The organism is Bradyrhizobium sp. LVM 105 (genome assembly GCF_003957705.1).
In the GTDB taxonomy this organism is placed as follows: Bacteria; Pseudomonadota; Alphaproteobacteria; order Rhizobiales; family Xanthobacteraceae; genus Bradyrhizobium; species Bradyrhizobium frederickii.
On record NZ_QZMV01000001.1, the window covers coordinates 508,485 to 532,729 of the forward strand.

Genomic DNA, 24,245 nt, shown 5'->3' on the forward strand with positions numbered 1-24,245 from the left:
ATGCTGGCGCGCGACTGGTACTATAACGAGCGGAACCGGATGGGGATCGAGCCCGCCGTGGCCTCGATCTACGACGCCCACGACGATGCCGATCTGCGGGCGCGCGCCGCACTGAAGATGCTGGGAGTCCAGCGCGGCTGGCGCATCGCCGACATCGGCTGCGGCAACGGCGTGCTGGCGACCGAGGCGGCGCTGATGGGGGCCGAGGTCGACGCCATCGACATCTCGCCGGCGATGCTGGCGCTCGCCGAGATCTACGCGCGCGATCGCAAGGCAAAGGTCGCGACCCAGTCCGCGGGCCTGCTCAGCTTCGCCTATCGGCCGGAATCCTACGATCTCATCGTCAGCGAATTCACGCTGCACCATTTGCCGGATTTCTGGAAAGCAGTGGCGATGTCCCGGATTTTCCGCGCGCTCAAGCCGGGATCAACGTTCTACCTGCGCGACATCGTCTACACCGCGATGCCCGACGCAATCGAGCGCGACGTCGAGCAATGGGCCGACGTCCAGATCAAGAACCACGATTTCGCGCGCGAAAGCGTGGTGACGCATATGCGCGACGAATATTCCACCTTCGGCTGGGTGATGGAGCGGATGCTGACCGACGTCGGCTTCACGCTGGTCTCGGCCGATTACCACGCACCGATGCACGGCACGTATCTGCTGCGCAAACCAAAGGCCGGCGAGCAAGGCTAGACGAATAACAATAGGGCTGCACGACAGGGCAGAACCGAGAACAACAATGAAGCCGGCCGATATCCTCATCGCCATCCTGGTGGCGATCATCTGGGGGCTTGCCTTCGTGGCAAGCCGGATCGCGCTCGACGAGCTTTCGCCGGAGCTGATGACGGCGCTACGCTTTGCCATTGCCGCGGTGCCATGCCTGTTCATCCGCAAGCCCAAAATCGCCTGGTCGCTGCTGATCGCGATCAGCTCCACGTTGTTCCTCGGCCAGTTCCTGAGCCAGGCCTATGGCATCGCTCACGGCGTGCCGGTCGGGCTGACCAGCGTCGTGGTGCAGAGCCAGGCGCTGTTCACGATCGGTTTTGCCGCGATCGCCTTTGGCGAACGTCCGACCCCGATGCAGACGCTCGGCATCGGTGTCGCCGCGATCGGCCTGCTGATGATCTGCGGCACCGTCGGCTACGATTTCAGCGTCGCTGCGTTTGCCGTGCTGATGGTCTCACCGCTCAGCTTTGCGGTCGGCAATCTGCTGCTGCGCAGTGCCCGCGGCGCACCGATGTTCGAGCTGTTCGCGTGGCTGTGCCTAGCCTCCGCCGTACCGCTGTTCGTGCTGACGCTGATCGCCAACGGCCCGGCGCCGACCTGGACGTCGCTGAGCCGGATGTCGCTGACATCGGCTCTCTGCATGCTGGCGCTTGGCGGCATCTCCACCAGCGTCGCCTATTGGCTGTGGGGCCGATTGCTGCGCGACTATCCCGCCGCGCAAGTGGTGCCGTTCGCGCTGCTGGTCCCGTTCGTCGGCTCGGCCGCCTCCAGCATCGTTTTCGGCGAGCGGTTCGGACCCTTGCGGCTTGCCGGCATGGTGACGGTGATCGGCGGTATCGCCGTGATGGTGCTGGCGAAGCGGCCACAAGTCCTTGCGAAGACGGCGTGAGGTGAGCATGTCCCAGTCGCTGCTCTATGCCTTCCTCATCTTCATGGTCGTGATGTATTTCACGCCCGGGCCGAACAACATCATGCTGCTGTCCTCGGGCCTGACTTACGGCTTCCGGCGCACCATCCCCCACATCGTGGGCATCGTCCTCGGCTTCGCCTTCATGGTCGCCGCTGTCGGCCTCGGGCTCGGCTCCGTGTTCCTGGCCTATCCGATCCTGCAGACCATCCTGAAATATGCCGGTGCCGCCTACCTGATCTATCTTGCCGCCGCGATCGCAATGTCCGGCCCGGCCAAGCCAGGGGAGGGGGATGGCCGCGGCCCGATGACCTTCTGGGGCGCGGCGATGTTCCAATGGATCAATGCCAAGGGCTGGGTGATCGTGATCGGCACCATCACCGCCTATGCGGCGATCGCCCAATTCCCGCTCAATATCGCGATCCAGACCCTGATCAGCCTGATCGTCGGCGCCGTCTCGACCGTGGTCTGGGCCCTGTTCGGCTCCGCCTTGCGGCCGGTCCTGACCTCGGAGCGGCTGGTCCGCGCCTTCAATATCCTGATGGCGATCCTGCTGCTGGCCTCCCTCTACCCCGTTTTCGTGGATGCATGATGTCGCGGATTTCCATGCAGAAACGGGTTTCCCTCAGGGCTGAAAATGCTCTAGACAGCCCCCGAAATCCGCAAATTTCACCCTTCGGACACTGACCATTGGCCGATTTCGGCCCTGAACGAGGAAACGACCATGCGTGTTTATTACGATCGCGACGCCGACCTGAACCTGATCAAGGGCAAGAAGGTCGCCATCGTCGGCTATGGCAGCCAGGGCCATGCCCATGCGCTCAATCTGAAGGATTCCGGCGTCAAGGAAGTCGCCATTGCGCTGCGCAAGGGGTCGGCCTCGGCCAAGAAGGCGGAAGCCGCCGGCTTCAAGGTGCTGGAAGTTGCCGAAGCCGCCAAATGGGCCGACCTCGTCATGATGCTGACTCCGGACGAACTCCAGGGCGACATCTATCGCGAGCACCTGCACGACAACATGAAGAAGGGCGCCGCCCTCGTGTTCGCGCATGGCCTCAACGTCCATTTCAACCTGCTCGATCCGCGTGCCGATCTCGACGTGCTGATGATCGCGCCGAAGGGCCCCGGCCACACCGTGCGCTCGGAATATCAGCGCGGCGGCGGCGTGCCCTGCCTGATCGCGATCGCCAAGGATGTCTCGGGCAACGCCCATGACCTCGGCCTGTCCTATGCCTCCGCCATCGGCGGTGGCCGCGCCGGCATCATCGAAACCACCTTCAAGGAAGAGTGCGAGACCGACCTGTTCGGCGAGCAGGTGGTGCTCTGCGGCGGCCTGGTCGAGCTGATCAAGGGCGGCTACGAGACGCTGGTCGAAGCCGGCTACGCGCCGGAGATGGCCTATTTCGAGTGCCTGCACGAAGTGAAGCTGATCGTCGACCTGATCTACGAAGGCGGCATCGCCAACATGAACTACTCGATCTCCAACACCGCCGAGTACGGCGAGTACGTCACCGGTCCGCGCATTATCACGGACGAGACCAAGAAGGAGATGCGCAAGGTTCTGGCCGACATCCAGGGCGGCAAGTTCGCCCGCGACTGGATGCTCGAGAACAAGGTCAACCAGACCTCGTTCAAGGCGACCCGCGCCAAGCTCGCTCAGCACCCGATCGAGGAAGTCGGCGCCAAGCTGCGCGACATGATGCCCTGGATCAAGAAGGGCGCGCTGGTCGACAAGAGCAAGAACTAAGAAGTCGTTTCCCATCAGCGGCGCAGCACGTTGGTGCTGCGCTGCTGATCCGGGGTCCATTGTGGCTCCCTGGGTCCCGGCTCTGCGCTCCGCTTCGCTGCGCTTGTCCGGGACACCGCCAAGAATCCAAGGCATGATTGCTGGCACCTGAGGGAGGGAGACCATGCGATCTGTCGTCATCACCGGTGCATCCACCGGCATCGGCTGGGCTACCGCAAAATTCCTGATCGGGCGCGGCTATCGTGTCTTCGGCAGTGTTCGTAAGCAGGCCGATGCCGAGCGGCTCAAGGCCGAGTTCGGCGCCAATTTCACGCCGCTGCTGTTCGACGTCACCGACGAAGCCGCAGTCCTCGCGGCTGCGCGAGAAGTCCGCGAGGCGCTGGGCGGGCAGACGCTGGCCGGCCTCGTCAACAATGCGGGCGTCGCGGTCGCCGGTCCCGTGCTCGAATTGTCGGCCGACGATTTTCGCCGCCAGATGGATATCAACGTCATCGGCCCCGTTATCGCGACGCAGGCGTTCGGGCCGCTGCTCGGCGCCGATCCCTCGCTGAAGGGGCCGAAGGGGCGGATCGTGATGATCAGCTCGGTCGCGGGCAAGAACGGCAATCCGCTGTCGGCGCCCTATTGCACCTCCAAGCATGCCATCGAGGGATTGTCGGAAAGCCTGCGCCGTGAATTTGATGCTGTTCGGCATCGACGTCATCATCGTCGCTCCCGGGGCAGTGAAGACGCCGATCTGGAGCAAGGCCGAACAGATCGACCTCTCCGTCTACCAGAACTCGCCCTATCTGCCGGCGCTGAACAAGGTTATGGCCTTCATGATGGACCTCGGCGCCAAGGGCCTGCCGGCCGAGCGGATCGCCGAGATCGTGTTCGAGGCGCTGACGGCGGCGAGCCCCAAGGTGCGCTACCAGATCACGCCCGACCCGATGCGCCACCTGATCGCGGCCGTGCTGCCGAAGCGGACGCTCGATCGCATCATCGCCAAGCGGCTCGGGTTCCTGCCGCAGTAAGGCAGGCGCTTCAGCCCGCTGCAACGGTCCGCGCGCGCGGATGGCGTGCCATCGCGATCATGCGCAGCGCCAGCACGATCAGGAGCGGAATCAGGAACGCGGCATAAAGCGGCATCGCCGGCACGCGCTTGCCGAACGACACTAGGAACTGAAACCAAAGATAATAGCCGCCCACCAGGTGCAGCGTCCGCCAGGCGCGGGGGCCGATCAGCGCGGCGGTGCGGTCGAACGAGGTCGCGCTCATGACCATGATGACGACATAGCCCAGGCCACCGAAGATGTAGGAGACGACCGAGGTTGCTTCCGCAAAGCTGGCAGGATCCATCCAGGCGAAAACAACGATCGCGGCCGCGTGGATGGCATGGGAGGCCGCAAAGCTGAGGCCGAGATAGCGCCGGTTGCGGCGCTGCCAGCGGGTCCAGGCATTGGGCCACAGCTGCGCCAGCGCCGCGGCGCTGAAGGCGAGGCAGAACAGCGCGAGCGAGCTGCGCGCCGTGAAACGGATCACCATCCGCACGCCCTCGACCTCGAACTGCCGCATCGAGGCGATCCAGAGGCTGAGGACGATCAGGCTCAACGACAGGGCGGCAAGCAGCCGCCAGCCTTCGAGCCAGCCTTGACGTTGCGACATGGTGATCTCCATTCGTCATGTAATCATCAATTACATTGCAGGGCATCGAACTGGTCAATGGTGTAATCGCTGCTTACATTCACGTTCGGGTGATGCTAGAAGCGGCTATGTCCGCTCGTCAGCCCTCCAAGCCGCGTGCCCGCCGCCCCACGGCCCGGGCCAAGCCCTATCACCATGGCGACCTTCGCCGCGTCCTGATCGATGCTGCGCTGCAGCTCGCGGCGGAGGGCGCGGAGGTCTCAGTCCGCGAGGCCGCGCGCCGGGCCGCGGTGTCCCCCGGTGCGCCATTCCGGCACTTTCCGAACCGCGATGCCCTGATGGCGGCAGCGGCGGCGGAGGCGCAGCGTCGCTTTCGTGCCGAGATCGAGGCGGCGCTGAGCGAGTCTCCGGCCGCCGGCCCGCTCGCGCGTTTCCGCGCCTTCGGGCTCGCTTACCTGCGCTGGGCGATGCGCAATCCCGCCCATTTCGAGATCATCTCCACCGGCCGCTATTTCGCCCACGGCAGCTCCGCCGACCTGAGCCGCGACAATGCCGAGCTGATCGCGCTGACCGAGGGGCTCTTGGCCGAAGCGGCGGAGCAGGGCCTGCTGCGACCGGCCGACCTCAAGCAGGTCCAGATCGCCGGCCGCGCGCTGGTCTACGGCTTTGCCCGGATGAACCTCGACGGCCATTTTCCGCGCTGGGGCGTCGAGGAGGGCGAGATCGAGCGGATGGCGGAAGCGGTGCTCGACCTGTTCATTGCCGGGATCGCAAAATCCTGACGCCGCGGCAACCGCCGCTGGACCCTCATGGTGAGGAGGCGCGCAGCGCCGTCTCGAACCATGAAGGCCCCGGTCCGGGCCTCGCCCTTCGAGACGCCCGCTTCGCGGGGCTCCTCAGGGTGAGGAGATGGAGTTGGGCAAGCGGGCACTCGAAACGTGGGGCACCTCGTCGCCGCCCACCAGGATGAAGCGAAGGTCGGACGACGACGCGCGTTGCCTGTCCTTGACCGTTCCGTTACAGTTTTATGACACGGTGCAGGCTTCCGGCTGCGCCGGAGGCCCTGGTCGTTCTCGGGCCGGCCAGACGGCTTGGCATCACCGCACCGGACCAGAGTTGCGTGTCCTCGATGGCGTCCGCGCCCAATCCAGGTCCTTCTGCCACCACCGCCGTGCTGGCGAGCGTTGCCGCGCTTGGCATCTGGCGGCTGCTCGCCGTTGCCACGCCGCACCTTGCCGCCCTCGCCCTGATGTACCAGACCGAGACCGATTTCGGCTCGCGGCTGTCGTTCGCGCTGGCCTGGGGTATCCTCAATTTCTTCTGGATCACATTGCTGCGCCGGCCGGCGCTCTCCGGCGCGCTGTCGCTGACCATGGTGGTCGTGCTGGTGCTGCTGTCGCGGCTGAAGCACGACGTCGTGCAGATGACGGTCAACTTCATCGACCTGATGATGATCGACCGCGACACCGTCGCGTTCCTGTTCGCGATCTTCCCGAATCTGCGCTGGTCGGTGATCCTGGCTGGCCTGGTCACGTTGCCGCTGATGTATGCGCTGTGGTGGCTCGATCCGTTCCGCATCCGCCGCCTGCCCGCGCTCGCCTGCAAGCTGGCCTGCCTCGCCGCGCTGGTCGGCTATTCGCTCTATCATCCTGACGAGGCCTGGCGCGGCTATTACGACGACGGCTATCTGTCGAAATTCTTCCGCTCCGGCGTCAGTTCGGTCTCCGACTTCGTGCAATACGGCTTCATGGAATCGGCCGCTGCGACCAATGAGCGTCTCAACATGCCGCTGGTCGATTCCTGTCACCCCGCCGGGCGCCGGCCGAACATCATCATGATCCATGATGAATCGAGCTTCGACATCCGCGCCGCCCGCGGCATCAAGGTGCCGCAGGGCTATGGCAGCCACTTCAAATCCTGGGACGGCAAGCAGCGCACGTTCCTGGCCGAGAGCAATGGCGGTCCGAGCTGGTTCACCGAATACAACGTGCTTGCGGGGCTGTCCTCGCGTTCGTTCGGCCGCTTCGCCTATTTCGTGACACGCATCGCCTCCAACCGCGTCGAGCGCGGGCTGCCGCTGGCGCTGCGCCGCTGCGGCTACGACACGATGTCGCTCTATCCCGCCCATGGCGGCTTCATGGCGGCCCGCAGCTTTCAGATGACGACCGGCATCGAACGCTTCCTCGATTCGAAGGATCTCGGCGCCAAGGATGTCGAGCCCGACAGCTTCTTCTACGACAAGGCGCTGCAGCTGATCGGCCAGCAGCCGCCCAACAAGCCGCTGTTCACCTTCCTCTATCTCGGCGCCAATCATTTCCCCTGGGAGACGCGCTTCCGTCCCGAGCTGCTGCCGAATTGGCGCGCGCCGGGCAACGCGGCCTCCATCGACGAATATCTGCGCCGGCAGGCGATGAGCGCCGAGCAGTACAAGGCGTTCGTCGCGGGGCTGAAGAAGAAATTTCCCGGCGAGCCCTTCCTGATCGTGCGTTACGGCGATCATCAGCCGGAGTTCGCGCCCGGTATCCTCGAGCCCGGGCTCGACGAGGGTGCTCTCGGCAAGAAGCTCGACGCCTACGATCCGCGTCTCTACGCGACCTATTACGCGATCGATGCCCTCAATTTCGAGCCGGTCAGAAGCGAGGCCGTGATGGAGACGATCGACGGCCCCTATCTGCCGCTGGTCATCCAGGAGGCCGCGGGCATCCCGCTCGACCCGTCCTTTGCCGAGCAGAAGGAGATCATGCTCCGCTGCAAGGGCGTCTTCTACGCCTGCAAGGACGGCGCCGAAGCGCGGCGACTGAACCGCCTGCTGATCGACGCCGGGATGATCCGGGGGCTGTAGTCCCGCTCGCCTGCACCGCGACTACAACTCTATCACCGTCACCCTGAGGTGCTCATCAAGCGGCGTAGGCCGCTTGGTGAGCCTCGAAGGGCGACAGCCCGGCTGCATCTACATCGTGGCCGTTCATCTTCGAGGCTCGCGATGTGGCGCTCCGCGCCCCATCACTCGCACCTCAGATGACGGGGCCGGCGGCGTGCCTACCGCCCGCCCACCTTTTCCCACAGCCACTTCGCCACCACGTCCGGCGACGAATTCGCGTCGTTGCCGCTGGCGCGCAAATTTGCGTCACGCATCGTGGCGATGTCGATTTTGCCGAGCAGCGGCTTGAGCGCGGCCTGCAACCGCTCGTCGCCGGCGCGCTTCGGCGCGAGCAGAAGGATCGCGTCATAGGGCGGGATGGCCTGCCTGGGATCGTCGAGCGCGATCAGGTCATATTTTGCGATCAGGCCGTCGCTGGTGTAGCCGGCGATGACGTCGACCTCGCCGCTGGCGACCGCCGCATACATGAAGTCCGGCTGCATCTGGCGCTGGGCGCGGAACGAAAGCCCATAGGCTTTCTGCAGCGCCGCCCATTCCGGCCGTGAGAAGAATTCGTAGTCGCCAGCGATCGACATCGTCGATGCGTGCGCGGCGAGATCGGTAATGGTGCGGACGCCAAGCGCATCGGCACGTTTCTTCGGCATCACCAGCGCATAGGCATTCTCGAAGCCGAGCTCGCCGAGCAAAGTGATGTTGTCCTTCGCCAGCGCAGTCTTCAGCTCGGCGATCAGCTCGGCACGCGGCTTGATGTCGGTGCGATGCAGCTGGTTGGCCCACAGCGTGCCGGAATAATCGACACAGAGATCGATGTCGCCGGCCTTCAACGCCCCGAAGATCACGCTGGAGCCGAGGCCCGAGCGCGCCGTCGCGGTGAGGCCGGCGGCCTGCAGCCGGTCCCTGAGCAGGGCCGACAGCACATATTGCTCGGCGAATGTCTTGGCACCGACGACATAGCCCTGCGACGAGCGCCCCATCGACGGCACCAGCGTGGCCGCGACCAGCGCTGCAATGCCGGCTGCGCCGAGCACGGAGCGGGCGCGGCTGCGCTGGCGCAGGCCACCCTCGATCAGGCCGAGCAGCTGATCGACAGCGAGGGCCAGCAGGGCCGAGGCAAGGCAGCCGAACAGCACGAACACCCAGTTCTGGGTCTGAAGTCCGGCAAAGATGTAATTGCCGAGGCTGGTCTGCCCGATCGGCGTCGACAGCGTCGCGGTGCCGATCACCCACACCGCGGCGGTGCGGATGCCCGCCATCATCACCGGCAACGCCAGCGGCAGCTCGACCATGATCAGCGACTGCCGTGCGGTCATGCCGACGCCCTTGGCGGCCTCGATCAGGGCGGGATCGATGCCGTTGAGCCCGGTGATGCCGTTGCGCAGCACCGGCAGCATCGAATAGAGCGCCAGCGCCAGCATCGCCGGCAGGAAGCCGAAGGCCGAGAAGGACACGCCGAACCAGGCCAGCGTCACCGACGCCGCCAGCAGCAGCAGCGGATAGAACAGCGCGAGCAGCGCTAGACCCGGCACCGTCTGCACGATGCTGGCGATCGCGAGCAGGACGGCTCGCGGCGCCGGGTGGTTGCGCGTCAGGATCGCCAGCGGCAGGCTGACGGCGAGACCGAGCGCGAGCGCGGCAAGGCTCACCCGCACGTGGTTGCCAAGATAATCGGGCAGATGCGCCAGCGCCTCGCCCCAGCGTGGATCGGCAAGGACGCTCATGCCGCGCCGCCCTGCGGCAGCAGCGCGTTCAGCCGTTCGACCTGGCGCCGCGGCGTGCGCAACAGCTCCAGCACGTAAGCATCGCCGCTCGTCGACAGCTCGGCAGGCGTGCCCTGGGCGAGCAGCTTCCCGCCGCGCATCACCGCGATGCGGTCGGCGAGCAGGATCGCCTCGGTCATGTCATGCGTGATCATCACCGTGGTCAGGCCGAGCTTGCGATGCAGCGAACGATAGTCCTCGCCGAGCGCGTCGCGGGTGAGGGGATCGAGCGCACCGAAGGGCTCGTCCATCAGCACGATGCGAGGCTTCGCGGCAAGCGCCCGCGCCACGCCGACGCGCTGGCGCTGACCGCCGGAGAGCGCCGCCGGCAGGCGGTCGCGATGCGCATCGCGGTCGAGCTGTACGAGCGCTAGCAGCTCATCGACCCGCGCGGCGATGCCCGCCGCCGGCGCACCCAGCAATCTGGGTGTGATCCCGATATTGTCAGCGACGCTCAAATGCGGAAACAGCCCGCCGCTCTGGAAGACGTAGCCGATCCGGCGCCGCAGCGCGACCGGATCGACGCTTTGCACGTCCTCGCCCTCGACGCTGATGGTGCCGCGATCGGCCTCGATCAGCCGGTTGGCCAGCCGCAGCAGCGTCGTCTTGCCAGAGCCCGAGCCCCCAACGATGGCCACAAACTCGCCGTCGGCGACGTCGAGCGACACGCCGTCGACAGCCCTGAGCGAGCCGAAGCTCTTGGTGACGTGGGAATAGCTGATGGCCGGTTTGGAAGGCATTCGATGCAGCTCATTCGTCATTGTCCTCCCCTCCAGGGGAGGGTCAGAGCACGGCATGCCCCATGCGTATCACGCTTGGCGCCTTGATTGAACTTGGCCGCGCGAGCGGCTAAGGCATCAAGCGAAATTCGGAGGAAGCCTATGTCGACGCCCACGGCGGTGGCGCTGGAAGATGCCAAGGTCGCGTTCCGGCTCGGGGACGGGAGGGTCTATACGGCGGTGGAGAAAGCCCACCTTGCGGTTGCGCAGGGCGAGTTCGTGGCCATTGTCGGCCCCACGGGCTGCGGAAAATCGACGCTGCTCAACGTCGCGGCCGGGCTGCTGAAGCCAGCCGCCGGCAGCGTCAGGATCTTCGACCGGCCGCTGGCGGGGCTGAACCGGGATGCCGGCTATTTGTTCCAGGCCGACGCGCTGTTCCCCTGGAAAACCGCGCTCGATAATGTCGCGATCGGGCTCGAGATCAAGGGCACGCCGCGGGCCGAAGCGCTGTCGCGCGCGCAGCAATGGTTGACCTCCGTCGGCCTTGGCGCCTTCGCGGGCCGCTATCCGCACATGCTCTCCGGCGGCCAGCGCAAGCGCGTGGCGCTGGCGCAGGTGCTGATTCGCGATCCCAAGATCCTCCTGATGGACGAGCCGTTCGGGCCGCTCGATGCGCAGACTCGCCAGGTGATGGGTAATCTGCTGCTCGATTTGTGGAGCGCCGACCGCAAGGCGGTGCTGTTCGTGACCCACGATCTGGAAGAGGCAATCGCGCTCGCCGACCGCGTCGTGATCATGTCGGCTGGCCCGTCCTCGCGCATCATCGGCGACTGGCGCGTCAGCTTGCCGCGCCCGCGCGACATTTTCGAGGTGCGGCTGGACAAGGAGTTCCACGAGCTCCATCGCGAGATCTGGGGTGTGCTCAAGGACGAGGTGATGAAGGGCTACGCGCAATCCACGCAAGCGGCGGAGGCGGTCTGATGTCGCGCCCGACGCTGTTCGCGCTCCAGGTCCTGGTCGCGGTCGTCTGCATCGTGCTGTGGCAAGTGCTGTCGACCGTCCCCGTGTTCGGCAAGATCCTGCTGCCGCCGTTCTTCTTCTCCAACCCGCTCGACGTCTTCAGCCAGATCGTGAAATGGTTCGCCTCCGGCGTGATCTGGAAGCATCTCGGCATCACCTTGACCGAATCGATCCTCGCCTTCGTGATCGGTTCGCTCGGCGGCGTGCTGATCGGCTTCTGGTTCGCGCGCCAGCCGCTGGTGGCCGCGGTGTTCGACCCTTACGTGAAGATGATCAACGCACTGCCCCGCGTGGTGCTGGCGCCGATCTTCGCGCTGTGGCTCGGCCTCGGCATCTGGTCCAAGGTCGCGCTCGGCGTGACGCTGGTGTTCTTCATCGTCTTCTTCAACGTCTATCAGGGCGTCAAGGAGGTCAGTCGCACCGTGCTCGACAACGGCCGCATGCTCGGCATGAGCGAGCGGCAGCTGATGCAGCACGTCTATTGGCCCTCGGCGCTGTCCTGGATGTTCTCCTCGCTGCACACCTCGGTCGGGTTCGCCGTGGTCGGCGCGGTCGTCGGCGAATATCTGGGATCTGCGGCGGGGCTCGGCTACCTGATCCAGCAGGCCGAGGGCGTGTTCGACGTCGCCGGCGTGTTCGCCGGCATGTTCGTGCTCTCGGCCTTCGTGATCCTGATCGACTTCGGGGTGACGCTGGTGGAGCGGCGCCTGTTGGTGTGGCGGCCGACCGCGTCGGACGGGCGAGGCTAGGCCGTGACGGTCTCGATCGAATGGCCGGAGCAGCGCTTCTCAAGCCAGCCGGGCTGCTCTATGGTGCCGCCGGCCGAACGGAGGAAACCAATGAAGAACACGATTGCCAGGCTCGCCGGCGCACTGCTCGCGCTGACGCTCACCGTCTCGCTTGCCCAGGCGCAAAGCAAGGTCACCATCGCGGTCGGCGGCGGCTCGTGCCTGTGCTACCTGCCGACGGTGCTGGCCAGGCAGCTCGGCGAATACGAGAAGGCGGGCCTCAATGTCGAGCTCGTGGACCTCAAGGGCGGCTCGGATGCGCTCAAAGCCGTGCTCGGCGGCAGCGCCGACGTCGTCTCCGGCTATTTCGACCATTGCGTCAATCTCGCCGCCAAGAAGCAGGAACTCCAGTCCTTCGTGGTCTATGACCGCTATCCCGGCCTCGTGCTGGTGGTCGCGCCCTCGCGTACCAATGAGATCAAGTCGGTCAAGGATCTCGCCGGCAAGAAGGTCGGCGTGAGTGCGCCCGGCTCCTCCACCGACTTCTTCCTCAAATACATGCTCAAGAAGAACGGGCTCGATCCCACCAGCGTCGCGGTGATCGGCGTCGGTCTCGGCGCCACCGCGGTCGCTGCCATGCAGCAGGGCCAGATCGACGCTGCCGTGATGCTCGATCCCTCGGTGACCGTGCTTCAGGGCAGCTACAAGGATCTGCGCATCCTCTCGGACACCCGCACGCAGAAGGACACGCTCGAGACGTTCGGCGGCGAGTATCCGGGCGGCGCGCTCTACTCGACCGTGGCCTGGATCAACGGCCACGAGAAGGAGGCGCAGGCGCTCACCAATGCCATCCTCGCCACGCTCGCCTGGATCCATTCGCACTCGCCAGAGGAGATCATGGCGAAGATGCCGGAAGAGACGGTCGGCAAGAACAAGGATCTCTATCTCGCCGCGCTGAAGAACACGATCCCGATGTACTCGGAGACCGGCAAGATGGACCCGAAGGGTGCGGACGCCGTGCTCGCGGTGTTCAGCGTCGGCTCGCCCGAGGTGGCCAATGCCAAGATCGACGTCAGCAAGACCTTTACCAACAAGTTCGTCGAGCAAGCCAAGAAGACCACGGGAAGCGTCAAATAGCCGGCGCGATAGTCGTCCCGCATGACGTCACCGATCATTCATCGCGTCACGACGCTCGATCTTGCGGTGCGGCCGATCGTCTGGCCGTTCGCCGAGGAGCGTCGTGACGAGATCGCGGCGCACTTCGTCGAGAAGCAGCGCGAGCGGCCGAAGATCTGGAACGGCCGCGTCCTGCTCGGGCGCGATCCTGTGTTCGCGGCCGGCCATTTCGCCGCGACCTATTTCGAGACCGATTTCGCAAGCTTCCTCGCCTGGCGCGACTGGGGCTTTCCCGGCGTCCCCGTGTTCAACGGTTTCGGCATGGGCGCGCTGCGCACCTCCGACGGCGCCTTCGTGATGGGCGAGATGGCGGCGCACACCGCCAACGCGGGCCGCATCTATTTCCCGTCGGGCACGCCCGATCTCGACGACGTCAGGGGCGGCACGCTGGACATTCCCGGCAGCGTCGTCCGCGAGCTCGAGGAGGAGACCGGCCTGACGGCGGCGGACTTTCGGGCCGAGCCGGACTGGCATTGCGTCGTCAGCGGTCCCACGATTGCGATGATGCAGGTGCTCAACCTGAACATGTCGGGCGACGAGGCGCGCGCCCGGATCGAAGCCAATCTCGCCCGTGAGGACGAGCCCGAATTGTCGGCCATCCATCTCGTGCGCGGGATGAGTGATCTGAAGCCGACCATGCCGCGATTTGTCACGGCCTTTGTCGAGCAGCAGCTGGCCTCGCGCTGATGCGCAAGGCTTGACATCGCTGCGCTCTGCCCATGTGATGGGGGCAAGCAAGATCAAGACGAATGCAATGCACAATCGTCCAGGGAGGTTTTGATGCGCCTGCGCATGGCTGCCCGTTTGGTACGTGGGCTGTTGGTCGCGATATCAGCGACAGGCTTGGCGGTGTCCGCCGAGGCCCAGGACAAGAAGCTCAAGATCGGCGTCATCTATGATCTGACTGGCCCGCTCGCCGGCGGCGGCTCGGAGCTGCAATATACCGGCGCAAGAATCATGCTGGATCAGTACAGCGCGAAGGATGTCGAGGGCTACAAGATCGAGGCGATCTATGCCGATGCTCAGAGCAAGCCCGACGTCGCCATCAATGAAGCGATCCGTTTGATCGAGCAGGAAAAGGTCGACATGCTGCTCGGCTTCTTTTCGTCGGCGCAGTGCGTGCCGGTAGCAGCGCGCGTCGAGCAGCTGAAGAAGTTCATGTGGATCACGACCTGCATTTCGTCCGCGGTGCTGGAGAACAAGAACTACAAGTACGTGTTTCGGCCGCAGGCCTCCGGCGATCAGTTCGGCATGATGACGATGGACTTCATCGCGCAGAACGCGAAGGAAAAGTTCGGCAAGGATCCGAAGGACCTGCGGGTTGCCATCATCCATGAGGACGGCGCCTACGGCGTCGACGTTGCCAAGGGCAATGAAGCCGGTGCCAAGAAGGCCGGGTTCAACATCGTGCTCAGGGAAGGCTATTCGGCCACGGCCCCGGATCTGTCTGCGCTGGTCACCAAGCTGAAGCGGGCCAAGCCGGATGTGGTCTTCCACACCGGCTACAATCCCGACATCACCCTGTTGCTCCGGCAAGCCCGCGAGCAAGGGCTGAAGTTTGGTGCACTGATGGGACATGGCGCCGGCTACGGGGTCTATGAGAAGCTGAAGGAAGGCCTGGGCGCCGATGTGAACTACTTCTTCAACACCGATCCGATCTCGATCTGGCTCGCCAACCAGAAGAGCATGGATCCTAAGCTGCCGCCGATCATCAAGGCGGTTGGCGAGGAGTTCGACAAGCGCAAGCCGGGCGTCGCCATCCGTTCGGCTCATGTCGGCATGGCGGCGTCCAACACCTACCTGTTCCTGACCGAAGTGCTGCCGCGAGCGATCAAGAAATATGGCGGCATAGATCCCGACTCCCTGCGCAAGGCAGCACTCGACACCGACATACCCGAAGGCGGCACCATGCTCGGCTTCGGCGTCAAATTCCACGGCGAGGGCTCGCCAATGGCCGGCCAGAACGAGCGCTCGTTCCCCGTCGTGATCCAGTACGTCGACGACAAGTCCTACGTGGTGTGGCCCAAGAGCCAAGCGCAGCGCGAGGCCGTGCTGCCGCTGCCGAAGGGCACCACCTACAGCAACCAGTAGCAGCGGAGGGCTTTGGTGCTGGAAGTCAGCGGGCTGGTGAAGCGGTTCGGCGGCTTCACTGCCGTCAACAACGTGTCGTTCCGGGTCGAGCAGGGCGAGATCCTCGGCCTGATCGGCCCCAACGGCTCGGGCAAGAGCACGATTTTCAACATGCTCTCCGGCACGCTGGCGCCGACATCGGGCTCGATCCTGTTCGGCGGCTCCGAGATCGCGGGCCTCGCCCCGCACCGGATCATCAACAGCGGCATCGGGCGGACCTTCCAGATTCCGCGTCCGTTCCGCCGTCTGACCATCTTCGAGAACGTCGCGCTCGCCGGCTTTTACGGCCAGGGCCGCCACAGCCGCGTCAAGGCCGAGGAAGCGGCCGAGCGCTCGCTCGCCATGGTCGGCCTGCCGACCGATCGCCATGCCAGCGTCGATGGTCTCGGCGCCGCCGGCCTGAAGAAGCTCGAGCTCGCCAAGGCGCTCGCCACCGCGCCAAAGCTGTTGCTCGCCGACGAGAGCCTCGGCGGCCTCGACGACGCCGAGATGGACCAGGCGGCCGACATGCTGCGCAACATCCGCGACGAGCTTGGCATCACCATCATCTGGGTCGAGCACATCATGGGCGTCTTGATGCGCGTCGTCGATCGCGTCATGGTGCTCGATCACGGCGAGAAGATCTCGGAAGGCCTGCCGAGCGCGGTCGCGGGCGATCCGCGCGTTATCGAGGTCTATCTCGGCACCGATGCCGAGACGACGCAGGCCGCGGCCGCTGAAGCGCGCCGCCGCGCGGGAGGCGCTTGATGCTGGAGCTCCGCGCCGTCAATGCCGGCTATGGTACGTTCCAGGCGCTGTTCGACGTCAGCCTCGACGTCAAGGCCGGCGAAGCCGTCGGCGTCATCGGCCCCAACGGCGCTGGCAAGACCACCTTGATGCGGGTCATCTCCGGCCTGATCCGGCCTTCGCGCGGCTCGATCAGGATGGAAGGCGTCGACGTCGTGGCGACGCCCTCGCACAAGATCGTCAGCCTCGGCATCGCCCATGTGCCGGAGAACCGCCGGCTGTTTCCGCAGCTCACGGTCGACGACAATCTCAAGATGGGTGCCTTCATGAAGGAAGCGCGCGGTCATCTTGCCGAGCGGCTCGAGGTCGTGTTCGACCTGTTCCCGCGCCTCAAGGAGCGGCGCCACCAGATGGCGGGCACCATGTCCGGCGGCGAGCAGCAGATGTGCGCGATCGGCCGCGCGCTGATGTCCAATCCAAAGCTGCTGCTGCTCGACGAGCCGTCGGCCGGCCTCGCGCCGGTCGTGGTGCAACAGGTGTTCGAGCTGGTGAAGCGGATCCGCGCCAGCGGGCTGACGGTACTGATCGTCGAGCAGAACGTGCAGCAGGTGCTGAAAGTGGTCGACCGCGCCTATCTGATCGAGGCCGGCTCGATCCGCGCGTCCGGCACCTCGGCCGAGATGCTCGCCAGCGACACGGTCAAGGAAGCGTATCTCGGGGTGTAATGGGCATGCAGGGATTCCTCGACATCTTCGACATCTACCTGCTGGAGGCCGTGATCAACGGCATCCTGCTCGGCGGCGTGCTGGCGCTGCTCGCGCTCGGGCTCAATCTGATCTTCGGCGTCATCGACGTCACGTGGATCTGCTATGCAGAGCTCGTGATGATCGGCATGTACGGCATGTACTTCATGGTGCAGGTTTACGGCCTCAGCTATTTCGTCGCCGCGCCGCTCACCATCCTGCTGGTCGCAGTGCTTGGCGCGGCGCTGCACTACCTCGTGATCGCGCCGCTCCTGACCGCGCCGCCGATCAACCAGCTGCTCGCGACCGGCGGGGTTCTGTTCGTGCTGCAGAGCTTTGCCACCGTCGCCTTCGGCATCGACTTCCGCAATCTCGGCATCCGCCTGCCGGTGCTCGCCTTCGGCGACATGAATTTCAGCTATGCAAGGCTGCTGTCGTTCCTGGCGGCATTGGTCGGCATGGTCGCGGTCTACCTGTTCATGACGCGCACCTTCACCGGCACCGCGATCCGCGCCATCTCGCAGGACCGCCAGATCATGGCGCTGATGGGCGTCGACACCAGGCGGATCTATCTCATCACCTCCGCGCTCGGCGGCGCGCTGGCCGGGCTCGCCGCCTGCCTTCTGGTGCTGCAATATGACGTGCACCCCTTCGTCGGCCTGTCGTTCGGGCCGATCACCTTCCTCATTTGCGTGCTCGGCGGGCTCGGCAATTTCATCGGCGGCTTCATTGCTGCCTTCGTCTTTGCCGAGATCATCTCGCTCGGCGGCCTGTTCTCCGACCTCGAATGGGGCTACGTGCTTGCCTTCGCCTTCTTCATCGTCATGATGTTCATCCGGCCCGCGGGCCTCTTGGCGAGGCGCCGATGATGGGGCAGGGGCGGTTTGCAGCATGGGGGATCGGGCTGGCGGCGCTGATCGCGCTGCCTTTCGTCTATCGCGAGCCCTATCATCTGCACATCCTGGTGCTGATCCTGATCTGGTCGTTCGCCTACACCTCCTGGTCGATGATGGGACGGTTCGGCCTGGTCTCGCTCGGGCACGGCGGCTTCATGGGGATCGGCGCCTATGTCACCGCGCTGCTGTGGAATCACCTGGGCCTTTCGCCCTGGATCGGCATTCCCATCAGCATGGCCGCAGCCGGTGCGCTGGCGCTGATCGTCGGCTATCCCTGCTTCCGTTTCCGCATCACCGGGCATTATTTCGTGCTCGTGACGCTGGCGCTGTCAGGCATCGTGCTCCAGGTCATCACCGCGACGCGCGACTACACCGGCGGATCGCTGGGCTATACGCCGAACCGCACCTCGGGCAACAGGCTGCTGGCGCTGCAATTCGACGACAAGACGACCTGGTATCTGATCGCGCTCGGGGTCTGGCTGTTCGGCATCGTGATCTGGCACTGGGTCGACCGCAGCATGGCCCGCTATGCGCTGGAGGCGATCTCGGAGGACGAGGACGCAGCGGCTGCCGCCGGCGTCGATGTCACCGCGGAGAAGCTGAAGATCACGCTGCTCAGCGCCCTGATGACGGCGCTCGCGGGCGCGATCTACTGCCAGTACCAGATGTTCATCACGCCCGACACCGTCAGCGGCATCGCGGTGTCGCTGCAGATGGTGTTCGCGGCCATCGTCGGCGGCCTGTTCGTCTCGCTCGGCCCGACCTTCGGCGCCATCATCACCATCCTGCTGGCCGAGACCCTGCGCATCGGCTTCGGCACCAAGGCGGTCGGCTGGGACAATCTCGTCTACGGCGTGTTGCTCGTGCTTTTCATCATATTCCTTCCCAAGGGCATCCTTGGTAGCCTGCTCGACCGACTGAAGCCGCAACGCAAGGTGCCCCGCGCTCATGAGCAAGAAGCCGTCCAAGCCGCTCGCCCAGGAACTTGACCGCTACATCACGCCATTCCGCTATGACGGTTCGGGCAAGTTTCATCTCAAGGATCACAAGACCAGCGAGAAGGGCGATCTCGACAAGGAGTCGGCGCAGGCGATTCTCGACGCCAACAAGAAAAGGCTGACCGAGTTTCAGGAGAAGCTCTACGCCCAGGACCGCTGGTCGCTGCTGATCGTGTTCCAGGCCATGGACGCCGGCGGCAAGGATAGCGCGATCAAGGCGATCTTCGAAGGCATCAATCCGCAGGGCTGCGAGGTGCATGCGTTCAAGGCACCGAGCAGCAAGGAGCTCGACCACGACTTCCTCTGGCGCCACGTGATCGCGCTGCCCGAGCGCGGCCATATCGGCATCTTCAACCGCTCCCATTACGAGGAGTGCCTGGTGACGCGCGTGCACCCGGAGCTCCTCGCCAAGGAGAAGCTGCCGCAGAAGCTCCTCACCAAGAACATCTGGAAGGAGCGGTTCGAGGACATCTCGGCCTTCGAGCGCTATCTCTGCCGCAACGGCACCGTGGTGCTGAAGTTCTTCCTCAACGTCTCCAAGGACGAGCAGCGCGAGCGCTTCCTCGACCGGCTGCAGGATCCGGCCAAGCAGTGGAAATTCTCCATGGGCGACATTGAGGAGCGCGCGCTGTGGCCGCGCTACCAGGCGGTCTACCAGGACATCGTCCGGCACACGGCGACGTCTCATGCGCCGTGGTACGTCGTGCCGGCCGACCACAAATGGTTCGCGCGCGTCGTGATCGGCTCGGTGATCAATGCGACGCTGGAAAAGCTCGACCTGCGCTTTCCCCGCGCCGACAAGGCCTCGCTGCGGGAGTTCGACGAGGTGCGCAAGGCGCTGGAGCAGGAAGAAAAGAGGGACAATATGCGAAAATCGCGAAAACAACCCCATGCACAGTAGCCGGCAGCAGCAAGATCAATGGCTTGATGGCCATCGGGAAGGATTGCTGATCATTGCGAAATGAATTTGCTGCGTCGGGCAAAACAGACGCGCGCCGAGCTCTGCGGAACCGGCGGTTCGATTGTGATGTCTCACCCGGCTGATCCCGCTTGACAGTTTTGTGTCACAGGAGGACCATGCCGATGGTCGCAAACAAGCGACGCGCAACGTCCACCTCAAGAGCAAGGGGAGGTCTATGACACCACCTCCGCAAATCCAGCCGCGTTAAGTGCGATGGAGCTCGTTCGGACTATCGCATAGCGGCAAAAACCGCGAACGGCACGCCGGGTCAAGGTTTAGCGGGCTGCATCAGTGAGGCAAAGCCCCTACCTGCCCGGCGCTGTATTTTGCATCACATCGATAGCCCCAAACGATAGTAGCGTGTCGGATGGGCATGATGAGGCCGATCGCGGTGGCCTCCTTTGACGTCCTGCTTTCCTCCTCCTTCCTCCTCGCCGTCATTCCGGGCCGACGCCCGGAATGACGGATGATCGCCTGCAACCCCTTCGCGAGTGAACGCCTCGTCCTTCGAGACGGCGCTGACGCGCCTCCTCAGGATGAGGCTAAGCAGCATTGGAGCTCGTCGAAACTGGCGCCGCGCACGCCCGTCCTCATCCTGAGGAGCCCGCCCAAAGCGGGCGTCTCGAAGGATGGCCGCGGGGAAAATCTCAAGCGCCATAGCCTTGTGGAGTGACGGGGACTTCCTTCGCGTGGCATTCCGGCACGCGCATCGCTTCACTGCAATCTCGGTTCCCCCATCTTCGCATTGCGACAAATGCCAAGAGAATGTCGCCTCGAAGGCCAACTTCCGACACAGGCTGGAGGCGAATAACGACGATCCGACATGACGCATGTGTTTCGGTGGTCCCGACGCCGCCGGCGCATGCTTTTTTTCAGGGAATCCTCGTGTCGCACAAGCTTGCCCAGGCATTCCTCGCCGTTCTCTTCCTCGCATTCTCCTTCCCCAGCGTTCGCGCCGAGCAGGCTCAGCCCGCGTCGACCAATGCCGCCGCGTTGTCGTCCGAGGAGGCCAGGCGAGCGCTTGAGACGCTCCAGGACGACCAGAAACGCGCACAGATGATCGATACGCTGCGCGCGATCGCCAATGCGTCCGGTCCGCAGCAGCCCGCGACGCCCGCGCCCGCGCAGAAGTCGCCGATCCCGCTGTCGGCCGACGGCCTCGGTGCGCAGCTCCTGCTCACGGTGTCCGAGGAGATCGGCGAGATCTCGAGCGAGATCGCCAGCGTGGCGCGGACGATCACGCATTTTCCGGCGTTCTATTACTGGATCGTGCGGACGGCCAACGATCCCGCGGCCTACAACCTTCTGATCGAGATCGCCTGGAAGCTCGCATTGGTGATCGGTTGCGCGCTGGCGGCCGAATGGGTGCTGTTCCGCCTGATCCGGCGCCCGGTTGCGTTCCTGGAGGGACGCGTGCCGCAAACCGCGCATCTGCCGGCGCAGGCCCTGCCGATTGCCGATCCGCCGTCGTCGGTCGCCGATGTAACCCCGGCGCCCGAGCTGCACAAGCGCCGCCACAGCCTTGCGCGCGTCTGGCAGATCATGCTGCGGCTGCCCCCCGTGCTCGGCCGCCTCGTCCTCGAACTGCTTCCCGTTGTCGCCTTCGTGGGCGTCGCGACGGCGCTGCTCGGCACCGAGATCGGCCAGCCCACCACGGTCCGCCTCGTGATCCTCGCCGTCGTCAATGCCTACGCGTTCTCGCGCGGACTCATCTGCGTGGTTCGGGCGCTGGCAGGACCGTTCGGCCTGTTTCCGGTGCGCGCCGAGACGGCGGCCTATGTCGAGATCTGGGCGCGCCGCATCGTCGGCGTCGGCGTCTCCGGCATCGCCTTTGCCAATGTCGCGCTGCTGCTCGGTCTGCACCGCGCCGGCTATGCCGCGCTGCTGCGCATGGTGATGCTGATCGTCCACCTCTTCGTCGTCGTCATCATCCTGCAATGCCGCCGCCAGGTCGCCGAGGCCATCCGCGCGCCGGCCGACCGGCAGGGGATCGCGGCCCGCCTGCGTAACCGTGTCGCCGGCGGCTGGCATTATCTTGCCATCGCACTGGATCTCGCGCTGTGGGCGGTGTGGGCGCTCAACATCCGCAACGGCTATTCGCTGCTGCTGCAATATTTCGTCGGCACCATCGCGGTCGCCGTGATCACGCGCGTCGCCGTTATGCTGACGCTGAGCCTGATCGACCGCGGCTTCCGCATCCAGCCGGAAATTCTCCAGCGCTTTCCGGGCCTCGAGATCCGCGCCAACCGCTACCTGCCGCTGCTGCGCAAGATCGTTTCCGGCGCGATCGTCTTCATCGGCTTGGTGGCGGTGCTCGAAGTCTGGGGCGTGGACGCCATCGTCTGGTTCTACGGCGGCCAGATCGGCAGCCGGCTGATTTCCGCCCTGGTGACGATCGGCCTCGCCGTGTTCATCGCGGCCGCGATCTGGGAAGCCAGCAACGCGCTGCTGGACCGCCAGATCAACACGCTGTCGCGCGATGGGCACTATGCCCGCGCCGCGCGCCTGCGCACCTTTCAGCCGATGCTGCGCACCGCGCTGCTCTGCCTGATCGCCACGATCGTCGGCCTCACCACGCTGAGCGAGATCGGCGTCAATGTCGCGCCGCTGCTGGCAGGCGCCGGCATCGTCGGCATCGCCATCGGCTTCGGTTCGCAGAAGCTGGTGCAGGACCTCATCACCGGCCTGTTCCTGCTGCTGGAGAACACGGTGCAGGTCGGCGACAATGTCAGCGTCTCCGGGCTCTCGGGCGTCGTCGAGAACGTCTCGATCCGCACCATCCGCCTGCGCGCGGGCGACGGCGCGGTGCACATCGTGCCGTTCAGCGCGGTCACGACCATCACCAATGCCAGCCGCGGCGCCGGCAACGCCTCGGTCAGCGTCAACGTCGCCTACAAGGAAGACACCGACCGTGCCGGCCAGATCCTCAAGGACATCGTCGACGAGATGCGCCGCGAACCCGAATTCCGCGCGCTGATCCGCGGCGACCTTGAGCTGTGGGGCATCGACAAGGTGGACGGCGCCATGGTGTCGATCGTCGGCCAGATCCGCTGCACCGAGGCCGGGCGCTGGCCGGTCCAGCGCGAATTCAACCGCCGCATGAAGCTCCGCTTCCAGCAGCACGGCATCGACGTCGCATCCGCCACCCAGACCATCCTGATGCATATCGCGCCGCCGGCAGATGCCGCGGCCAATCTGACGCCGCGGCGGGCCGCGGGTTAGTCGCTCCTGCGGAAATTTCCGGCTTGCCTCCGTCCGGCCGGCAGCGTTCACTCCGCCTCCAGCCCGCTGCCAACATGCGGGCGGCAAGAGACTGGGAGAGAACAATGCGGGGGCTGTTGTGGGCCGGATTGCGCGGCGTTGCGATCGTCGTGGGCGCGTTGATGGGATGTGCGGCCTGGTCTGCCCAAGCCAACGCCCAGCCGTTTCCGTCGCGTCCGATCACGCTCATCGTGCCGTTCGCGGCGGGCGGCCCGACCGATACGCTGGCGCGGATCCTGTCGGAGCGGATTGCCGCCGAGCTGCGCACCAATGTCGTGGTCGAGAACGTCGCCGGTGCCTCGGGCAGCATTGCCGGCGCCCGCGTCGCCCGCGCGACACCTGACGGCACCACGATCACGATCGGTCATTGGGGCACGCATGTGCTGAACGGCGCGATCCTCAAGCTGCCTTATGACGTCGTGAGCGATTTCGAACCGGTCGCAATGATCGCGATGGGCACGCAACTCATCGTCGGCCGGACGTCGCTCGAGGCGAACGATCTCAAGGGGCTGATCGCCTGGCTGAAGGCCAATTCCGGCAAGGCCACCGCGGGGACCTCAGGGGCGGGCACAGGAGCCCACGTCGCCGCCGTCTTCTTCAAGGACAAGACCGGCACCGACTTCCAGTTCGTGCCCTATCGCGGTGCAGGGCCCGCCATGATCGATCTCGTCGCCGGGCAGATCGACATCATGTTCGACCAGGCGGCGAACTCGCTGGCACACGTCAAGAGCGGCGCGATCAAGGCGTTCGCCGTGACATCGCCGACCAGGCTTGCCTCCGCTCCCGACATTCCGACCGTCGACGAGGCGGGCCTGCCGGGGCTCTATATTTCCTATTGGCACGGCATCTGGGCACCGAAGAACACGCCGAAGGAGATCGTCGCCAAGCTCAACGCAGCCGTCGTCGCCGTGCTTGCCGAGGCCGCGGTCAAGCGGCGCTTTGCCGAATTGGGGCAGGAGATACCACCGCCCGACCAGCAGACGCCCGCGGCGCTCGCGGCTTTTCAGCAGGCCGAGACCGAGAAATGGTGGCCGATCGTGAAGGCGGCCAACATCAAGGCGGAATAGCTGCGCGCGGCGCCACAAGCACTTTTCCTCATCCTGAGGAGGCCGCGCAGCGGCCGTCTCGAAGGATGGCCGCGGGCGAGATCTCGGCCTTCATGGTTCGAGACGCGCGTACCGCGCTCCTCACCATGAGGAGAGAGAGAGCTGCCTTGCCGCGTTAACTTTTGCTCCCGCGACTGCTA

21 protein-coding genes and 1 pseudogene are annotated in these 24,245 nt (G+C 65.1%); 19 read left to right on the forward strand and 3 right to left on the reverse strand.

From position 1 onward, the window contains the following. The 5 genes and pseudogenes from D6B98_RS02460 (at window position 1) to D6B98_RS02480 (ending at window position 4,393) form a co-directional block, all read left to right on the forward strand. On the forward strand, window positions 1–696 hold the full coding sequence (locus D6B98_RS02460) for a class I SAM-dependent methyltransferase (protein WP_126255345.1): 696 nt from the start codon (window positions 1–3) through the stop codon (window positions 694–696). A 46-nt stretch (window positions 697–742) separates the two neighbouring features. Continuing rightward, window positions 743–1,618: an EamA family transporter gene (locus D6B98_RS02465; protein WP_126255346.1), complete on the forward strand. Its 876-nt coding sequence runs from the start codon at window positions 743–745 to the stop codon at window positions 1,616–1,618. A 7-nt stretch (window positions 1,619–1,625) separates the two neighbouring features. Then, window positions 1,626–2,228, forward strand: coding sequence for a LysE family translocator (locus D6B98_RS02470; protein WP_164718335.1), 603 nt, complete (start codon window positions 1,626–1,628; stop codon window positions 2,226–2,228). A gap of 132 nt (window positions 2,229–2,360) precedes the next feature. Then, the gene (gene ilvC, locus D6B98_RS02475; RefSeq protein ID WP_126255348.1) at window positions 2,361–3,380 is read left to right on the forward strand and encodes a ketol-acid reductoisomerase; all 1,020 of its coding nucleotides are present in this window, start codon (window positions 2,361–2,363) and stop codon (window positions 3,378–3,380) included. Between the two features lie 163 nt (window positions 3,381–3,543). Further along, window positions 3,544–4,393, forward strand: a pseudogene (locus D6B98_RS02480) (SDR family oxidoreductase). Window positions 4,394–4,403: 10 nt separating this feature from the next. Here the strand turns inward: D6B98_RS02480 and D6B98_RS02485 are convergent. Next, complete coding sequence (locus D6B98_RS02485; RefSeq protein ID WP_164718336.1) at window positions 4,404–5,024, reverse strand: hypothetical protein; 621 nt, start codon at window positions 5,022–5,024, stop codon at window positions 4,404–4,406. 107 nt (window positions 5,025–5,131) lie between these two features. Between D6B98_RS02485 and D6B98_RS02490 the strand changes: the two genes are divergently transcribed. Then, window positions 5,132–5,785 (forward strand): TetR/AcrR family transcriptional regulator, encoded by a 654-nt coding sequence (locus D6B98_RS02490; RefSeq protein ID WP_245481209.1) that lies wholly within the window; start codon window positions 5,132–5,134, stop codon window positions 5,783–5,785. A gap of 347 nt (window positions 5,786–6,132) precedes the next feature. Continuing rightward, the gene (locus D6B98_RS02495; protein WP_164718337.1) at window positions 6,133–7,845 is read left to right on the forward strand and encodes a sulfatase-like hydrolase/transferase; all 1,713 of its coding nucleotides are present in this window, start codon (window positions 6,133–6,135) and stop codon (window positions 7,843–7,845) included. A gap of 197 nt (window positions 7,846–8,042) precedes the next feature. On the opposite strand, the gene D6B98_RS02500 is transcribed toward D6B98_RS02495, so the two are convergent. Together D6B98_RS02500 and D6B98_RS02505 are read right to left on the reverse strand one after the other, a co-directional pair. Further along, window positions 8,043–9,602 (reverse strand): ABC transporter permease/substrate-binding protein, encoded by a 1,560-nt coding sequence (locus D6B98_RS02500; protein ID WP_126255352.1) that lies wholly within the window; start codon window positions 9,600–9,602, stop codon window positions 8,043–8,045. Next, complete coding sequence (locus D6B98_RS02505) at window positions 9,599–10,381, reverse strand: ATP-binding cassette domain-containing protein (RefSeq protein ID WP_126255353.1); 783 nt, start codon at window positions 10,379–10,381, stop codon at window positions 9,599–9,601. The genes D6B98_RS02500 and D6B98_RS02505 overlap by 4 nt, the downstream gene beginning before the upstream one ends. Before the next feature lie 141 nt (window positions 10,382–10,522). Here D6B98_RS02505 and D6B98_RS02510 point away from each other — a divergent pair, with 141 nt between their 5' ends. The 12 genes from D6B98_RS02510 (at window position 10,523) to D6B98_RS02565 (ending at window position 24,066) form a co-directional block, all read left to right on the forward strand. Further along, a complete protein-coding gene (locus D6B98_RS02510; RefSeq protein WP_126255354.1) occupies window positions 10,523–11,341 on the forward strand; it encodes an ABC transporter ATP-binding protein in 819 nt (272 codons plus the stop codon). Next, window positions 11,341–12,129: an ABC transporter permease gene (locus D6B98_RS02515; protein ID WP_126255355.1), complete on the forward strand. Its 789-nt coding sequence runs from the start codon at window positions 11,341–11,343 to the stop codon at window positions 12,127–12,129. Before D6B98_RS02510 ends, D6B98_RS02515 begins: the two co-directional genes overlap by 1 nt. A gap of 90 nt (window positions 12,130–12,219) precedes the next feature. After that, the gene (locus tag D6B98_RS02520) at window positions 12,220–13,245 is read left to right on the forward strand and encodes an ABC transporter substrate-binding protein (protein ID WP_164718338.1); all 1,026 of its coding nucleotides are present in this window, start codon (window positions 12,220–12,222) and stop codon (window positions 13,243–13,245) included. Window positions 13,246–13,266: 21 nt separating this feature from the next. After that, window positions 13,267–13,971 carry an NUDIX hydrolase gene (locus tag D6B98_RS02525; RefSeq protein WP_126255356.1) on the forward strand — a complete coding sequence of 235 codons (705 nt, stop codon included), beginning with the start codon at window positions 13,267–13,269 and terminating at the stop codon, window positions 13,969–13,971. 93 nt (window positions 13,972–14,064) lie between these two features. Continuing rightward, window positions 14,065–15,375, forward strand: a complete 1,311-nt coding sequence (locus D6B98_RS02530; protein ID WP_126255357.1) for an ABC transporter substrate-binding protein — start codon at window positions 14,065–14,067, stop codon at window positions 15,373–15,375. 15 nt (window positions 15,376–15,390) lie between these two features. Further along, entirely contained in the window at window positions 15,391–16,161 is a 771-nt protein-coding gene (locus D6B98_RS02535; RefSeq protein WP_126255358.1) for an ABC transporter ATP-binding protein, read from the forward strand. Further along, a complete protein-coding gene (locus D6B98_RS02540) occupies window positions 16,161–16,865 on the forward strand; it encodes an ABC transporter ATP-binding protein (protein WP_126255359.1) in 705 nt (234 codons plus the stop codon). Before D6B98_RS02535 ends, D6B98_RS02540 begins: the two co-directional genes overlap by 1 nt. Before the next feature lie 5 nt (window positions 16,866–16,870). After that, the gene (locus D6B98_RS02545) at window positions 16,871–17,752 is read left to right on the forward strand and encodes a branched-chain amino acid ABC transporter permease (RefSeq protein ID WP_126255360.1); all 882 of its coding nucleotides are present in this window, start codon (window positions 16,871–16,873) and stop codon (window positions 17,750–17,752) included. Beyond that, window positions 17,749–18,768, forward strand: a complete 1,020-nt coding sequence (locus D6B98_RS02550; protein ID WP_126255361.1) for a branched-chain amino acid ABC transporter permease — start codon at window positions 17,749–17,751, stop codon at window positions 18,766–18,768. The genes D6B98_RS02545 and D6B98_RS02550 overlap by 4 nt, the downstream gene beginning before the upstream one ends. Next, complete coding sequence (locus D6B98_RS02555) at window positions 18,728–19,678, forward strand: polyphosphate kinase 2 family protein (RefSeq protein WP_126255362.1); 951 nt, start codon at window positions 18,728–18,730, stop codon at window positions 19,676–19,678. Before D6B98_RS02550 ends, D6B98_RS02555 begins: the two co-directional genes overlap by 41 nt. Before the next feature lie 945 nt (window positions 19,679–20,623). Further along, entirely contained in the window at window positions 20,624–22,960 is a 2,337-nt protein-coding gene (locus D6B98_RS02560) for a mechanosensitive ion channel domain-containing protein (RefSeq protein ID WP_164718339.1), read from the forward strand. A gap of 104 nt (window positions 22,961–23,064) precedes the next feature. After that, complete coding sequence (locus D6B98_RS02565; RefSeq protein WP_126255364.1) at window positions 23,065–24,066, forward strand: Bug family tripartite tricarboxylate transporter substrate binding protein; 1,002 nt, start codon at window positions 23,065–23,067, stop codon at window positions 24,064–24,066. Window positions 24,067–24,245: the final 179 nt, after the last annotated feature.